The 5502-nt window shown below is 57.1% G+C and carries 4 protein-coding genes and 2 pseudogenes; 4 read left to right on the top strand and 2 right to left on the bottom strand.

The features are described 5' to 3' along the window. Positions 1-548 precede the first annotated feature (548 nt). The 4 genes and pseudogenes from ACTO5E_RS09955 to ACTO5E_RS09940 all read left to right on the top strand — a co-directional run. Entirely contained in the window at positions 549-2111 is a 1563-nt protein-coding gene (locus ACTO5E_RS09955; RefSeq protein ID WP_482303328.1) for a cellulase family glycosylhydrolase, read from the top strand. Between the two features lie 543 nt (positions 2112-2654). Next, positions 2655-2873 carry a spore coat associated protein CotJA gene (locus ACTO5E_RS09950; RefSeq protein ID WP_482303326.1) on the top strand — a complete coding sequence of 73 codons (219 nt, stop codon included), beginning with the start codon at positions 2655-2657 and terminating at the stop codon, positions 2871-2873. Next, positions 2870-3130, top strand: a complete 261-nt coding sequence (locus ACTO5E_RS09945) for a spore coat protein CotJB (protein WP_482303325.1) — start codon at positions 2870-2872, stop codon at positions 3128-3130. The genes ACTO5E_RS09950 and ACTO5E_RS09945 overlap by 4 nt, the downstream gene beginning before the upstream one ends. Then, positions 3130-3321, top strand: a pseudogene (locus tag ACTO5E_RS09940) (manganese catalase family protein); the annotation flags it as partial. The gene ACTO5E_RS09945 and the pseudogene ACTO5E_RS09940, both read left to right, overlap by 1 nt. Before the next feature lie 600 nt (positions 3322-3921). On the opposite strand, the pseudogene ACTO5E_RS09935 reads toward ACTO5E_RS09940, so the two are convergent. After that, positions 3922-4959 (bottom strand): annotated as a pseudogene (locus tag ACTO5E_RS09935) (recombinase family protein); the annotation flags it as partial. A 316-nt stretch (positions 4960-5275) separates the two neighbouring features. Then, positions 5276-5502, bottom strand: a 227-nt coding sequence (locus tag ACTO5E_RS09930; protein WP_482303323.1) for a type II toxin-antitoxin system PemK/MazF family toxin, incomplete at its 5' end; no start/stop codon positions are given.

Genomic DNA, 5502 nt, shown 5'->3' with positions numbered 1-5502 from the left:
GGCGGGCGGGGTGGGACGCTGCCGCTGGCCTCGGGGGCCGCCTGAGCAAGCGAAGCTTGCGAAGAAAGAGCCCCCGACGGTAGAGCCCACGCTAAACGCTGTGTGAGGGGTCTCTTTGCGGGTTAATCGCGCGCCAGAGGATGCCGCGCATGTATAAAATTGCTGCTTGGAGGCGGGGCGCTGGGCTTTTTGCGGTTGTTGGGATTTTTGGCTCTGTTTGAGACGGCTGCGAATAGGCCGCTGGTCTCCCTGCGGTCGACCGCGCTCCGACTTGCCTTCGGCATCCGACTTGCTTTCGGCAAGTCGACGGCGGCGCAGCTCTGCCCCGTTCTAAACTTGGCTGTGGGGGCAAACTCGTGCCTCGCGGCTTTGTTTACTGCGCCGCCTAAGTGCAAGGTCAAGGTCGCGAGACTCTGTCTCGCGCTCTGCAACCTTTGAAAAGGTTGACGAAACTTTTGGTTCGCGCTTGTTTGCTCTGCTTCGCTTTGGGCTTTTTGCCCGCGATGGGGGCTTGCTCTATGATTCTCCTTTGGAAAGGATGCTGCTTTATGTCTGCTGCTGTTCGCTCTTCCCTCTCTCTTCTTTTGTCCCTCCTCCTCTCCTGCTCCTTCTGCGCCGCCCCCGCCTCAGCCAAAGCCTTTCCCGATGTGAAAAAAGGCTCCTGGTATGAAAAAACCGTCAACGAAATGGCCGCCAGAGGCTTGGTCAGCGGCTTCCCTGACGGCACCTTCGGCCCGGCCCGCACCATCTCCGCTGCCGAGTATGTGGCTGTTGTGGCCCGCTGCGCCGGCGTTACCCAGACCAGCGGCAGCAGCTACTGGGCCCACGACTTTCTTCAGGCCGGTTTGGAGCGGGGCTGGTATGACTGGGATGAGATTCCGCCCACTGGCGAGACCTTTGGCAAGCCCATTACCCGGGAGCTGGCGGTGAAAATTACCATGAAGGCCCTGCTGCCGGACCGCCGGGGGGATTACAATGTCGAGTCGGCCAAGATGAAGGACTTTGCCCAGCTGAACGGCCGGTATTATGACACAGTGCTGGCCGCTTATGCCTGCGGGGTGGTGTGCGGCGACAGCTACGGCCGCTTCAACCCGAAAAAGAGCCTGACCAGGGCTGAGGCCTGCACCATCATCTACAGCGCCCTGGGACAGATGGACGCTGCTCCCAGCCCCTCGCCCGGGGAGCCGGGTCTGCCGCCTGAGCCTGTGGAGACCATTTCCGGCGGGGTGAGCGAGAACGGCTGGCTGCAGGTGAAGGGGACCCAGCTGTGTAATGAGAAGGGGCAGCCTGTGGCTTTGCACGGCATGAGCAGTCATGGGCTCCACTGGTTTGGGCAGTTTGCCGGGGAGCAGGCCATAAAGAACACGGCCGCATATGGGGCCAACCTGTTCCGGGTGGCCATGTACACCGGCGAGGGGGGCTATCTTAGTCAGCCGGAGAAAGTAAAGAAGCAGGCTATTGCCGCCATTGACGCGGCCATTCGTCAGGACATGTATGTGATCATTGACTGGCACATTCTCTCTGACGGCAACCCCAGGGACCATCTTGCCGAGGCCAAGGCCTTTTTTACGGAGATTGCCAAGCGGTACAAGGACCAGCCTGCGGTGCTGTATGAAATTTGCAACGAGCCCAACGGCAATGTGGACTGGGGCCGGGACATCAAGCCCTATGCGGAGCAGGTGGTGAAGGCCATTCGGGCCCAGTCGGAGAAGGGGGTTATTCTCATTGGCAGCGGCACCTGGAGTCAGGATGTGCATACGGCTGCCGCGGACCCGGTGAAGGGGGAGAATCTTATGTACTCTCTGCACTTTTATGCCGGGACCCATGGCCAGTGGCTGCGGGACCGGGCAGAGGCTGCCATGAAGCAGGGCTTGCCCATTTTTGTCACCGAATGGGGGACCAGCGCTGCGGACGGCAACGGCGGGGTATACCTTAAGGAGGCCGGGGAGTGGCTGGACTGGATGGAGGAGAAGGGCATCAGCTGGGCCAACTGGTCTTTGTGCGACAAGAACGAGACCTCGGCGGCGCTGAGGCCGGGGGCCTCCCCCACCGGCTCTTGGACGGATAAGGATTTGAGCGAGTCGGGGCGGTTTGTGTTTGGGCGGTTTTGAGAAGGGACTGGGCTGTGTCTCTGTTTGTTAGTAAAATAGAGCATCGCGCCGGGGGGCCTCCCCCATCGGCTTCTGGATGGTCGAGGACTTGCGCCAGTCGAGGCGGTTTGTGTTTGGGCAGTTTTGAGGGGGCTGGGTTGTGTCTCTGTTTGTTAGTAAAATAAAGCATCGCGCCGAGGGGCCTCCCCTACCGGCTCTTGGACGGTCGAGGGACTGAACCTATCGGGGTGGTTTGTGTTTGGGTGATTTTCAGAGGACTGGTTTGTGTACCTGTTTGTCAGCAAAATAAAATCACGCTGGGGGCCGGGAGGAGCGTTCTTCTCTGGCCTCCGGCGTGATTGTCGTTTGCGGGACAGTCACACAGAGAGGGGGCTTGGCATAAGCTGTCATGGGGACAATCCCCGAGGTATAGCTGACGCGGTTCAGATGGGGCGGTTTCACCATTTGGGCGCCGGGCGGCTTTGACGCCTGGCGGAACAGCCGGCATGTACCGGTTGTTGGGCGCGTTTGCGGTATCATCATTTCTGGAAAGGGGAAAACGATATGTGTGACATTCTTCCCGGCATACCGGGCGAGGACAACATGGCTCCCTGCGGCCAGGACCCCACTCCCCTGCCTGCGGAGCCGGCGCCTGCCATGGCCTATGTGCCCTTTCAGCAGTGGAGCGCCAACCTGCACAGCGCGGAGCGGGCCTGGGACGCGGGGACGCTGTTCCCTGTGCTCGACAAGCCCTTTTATGGCAGAAGGGGGGAGCCCCGATGAGCGACAGTCCGCAGATGGCCATGCGCCGCAAGATTGGGGCCATGCAGTTTGCCTGCTGGGAGCTGCACCTGTTTTTGGACACCCACCCCAACAACTGCGACGCGGCCCGCCGCCTGGAGGAATACCGCCAGCGGCTGGCCCGGATGGTGAAGGAGTATGAGGAGAAATTCGGCCCCATGGGGGAGCTGAGCAGCCAGACCAGCCGCTGGGCCTGGATTAACGGCCCCTGGCCCTGGGAAAGGACAGGTGACGACTGATGTTTGTGTATGAAAAGCGGCTGCAGTATCCGGTGCGCATTAAAAACCCCAACCCCAAGCTGGCGAAGGCGATTATTACCCAGTATGGGGGGCCCCATGGGGAGATTGGCGCCTCGCTGCGGTATTTGAGCCAGCGGTATGCCATGCCTTATCCGGAGTTGGCGGCTATTTTGACGGATGTGGGTAGTGAAGCCCCTGAAATGCGGCGTTTTTGACGGCGGTGCATTTTCAGGGGCAAATGCTTTTTTTGCGGCTGTCGCAACCGTGAAGCTCCACTTTAGGGGGAGCAGATTCAGATAAACGTCTATGTTATCCCGGTCATGTATCACCATTTTATCCAGGATATGGGTGTAAAACTCGTCCTCACATTCCACGCCGTTTATAATTTCTTGGATAGCTTTCGTGATTTCTGCAATCAGCTCCTGCTGCTGGCGTACCATTTCCTGCTGTTTATTAATGTTGTCAATTACCGATTGCAGTTCGGCAATCTTGCCGTCGCATTTTGCTCGTGCGACGGTAAATTCCTCTTTCGTCACGTCTCCGGACATATAGAGGTCGATAAGTTTAGCGCGCCGATCCTCGATGGCTTTTATCTGCGTTTCCAGCTTTTCCACGTCCGCGCCGGTAGTGTCCATGGCAATGATGGACTTGATAACGGAGAGCAGATTATCCGTGATTTTCTGCCAGTTCAACTTCAGCTCCCTGGTGACAAGGCACATAATATGGACTGCGTCCTCGTTGCGGATGCTCGGCCCGGAGCAGCCCACCTGATTGCCCGCCTTGTCAACATGGGGACTGCCGTGGGTGGCGGCCTCATAGCAGCGCCATGCTTTGTAGCGGCTCCCGTCTTTGCGGGTCTTGTACCGGGCCACATAGCTGGCCCCGCAGCACCCGCACTTGATTTTCCCGGAGAAAGGGTAGCGGTTGCTGTGCTTGGCCTTGCCCTCCTGGGAGAGTGAGCGCTCGTCTAAAATGCGGTTGGCCTCATCGAACAATTCCCGGGAGATAATCGGCTCGTGGTGGTCTTTGATGATGACAAATTCCTCTTGGCCGCGGTTGTACTTCTTTTCGTGGGAGAGGAAATCCGGCGTGTAGGTTTTCTTTTGCACCAAGTCACCGCAGTATTTTTCGTTGCGTAATAGCCGGAGTATGACAGTGTTCTGCCACTCTTTCACCCGCATGGGCCGTATGCCTTCTTCCCGCAGTTCCCGAGCTATCACATGTGTGCCTTTTCCCTCATTGACAAACTTATGGAAGATAAGCCGCACGACTTTAGCACCTTCCTCATTGACGGTCATTTTGCCGTCCTTTACATCGTAGCCCAGCATACTGCGCCCGAATACCACGCCCTGCTCCATCTGGCGTTTCTGTCCCCATTTCACACGCTCGGAGGTCTTGCGGCTTTCCTCCTGTGCGATGGAGGACATAATGGCAAGGCGTAACTCCGCGTCGCCGTCCAGGGTGTTAATGTTGTCATTCAGAAAGATAACGCCGACACCGTGCTTTTTGAGGTCGCGGGTGTAGAATATGCTGTCCAGCGTGTTACGGGCGAAGCGGGAGATTTCCTTGGTGATAATCAAATCGAAATCGCCGTTCTTCGCGCAGGCAATCATGCGGTTAAACTCTTTGCGCTTCTTAGTATTCGTCCCGGAAATACCCTCGTCCGCGAAAACCTCATAAAGTTCCCAGTCAGGATTCCGCTCGATATACTGGCGAAAATATCGCTGCTGGCTCTCAAATGAGTTTGCCTGATCCTCGTTGTCCGTGGAGACGCGGCAGTAAGCGGCTACGCGCTTCTTTTTGTCCACCAGCTTATGTTCTTGGTTCATAAGTTCATACCGATTCATGGCTTTACTCCTTTCCCAGCGGGCATTGCCGCCGTTATTCCCATTGTATTGAGCGCCGCGCCATGTCAAATGTGCGAAAGAAAGCTATGTAAAAACGCCAAGCTATGCTCGGCGCTGGTTCTTTTAGTTTTTTATATTCCTCTTTTCAAGTTCAACTATGCAGCGCTGCCGCTGGGATAAAGTCAGCAGTCCTCGCCGCTCCAAGGAAAGAAGCACGGCCTTTTGGACATTCAGCAGAAACGCAGCGTGTTCCTGCACTGTCAGATCCGGAACTTGTGCGCCGGCATATACAAACTCTCTATGTTTCAGCAGCGGACACCTCCCCCGCTTCCACTATATGAGTTGCCGGTTGTCCAATAGTACGAGGACAGCGAAGATTGATACTGACAGCCAGGGCACGGTTCATGCCATCGATGTGCTGCGGCTTTAAGTGACCGATGTACTTTCCCAGCCTGTGCTTGTCGATGGTACGAAGCTGCTCCATCAGAATAACTGAAGGCAGCTCCAGACCGTCCTCTCCATCTA

This window comes from Acutalibacter sp., from assembly GCF_056800975.1.
Note: the sequence above shows the minus strand (reverse complement) of the source record. Positions and strands in the feature narration are given on the sequence as shown.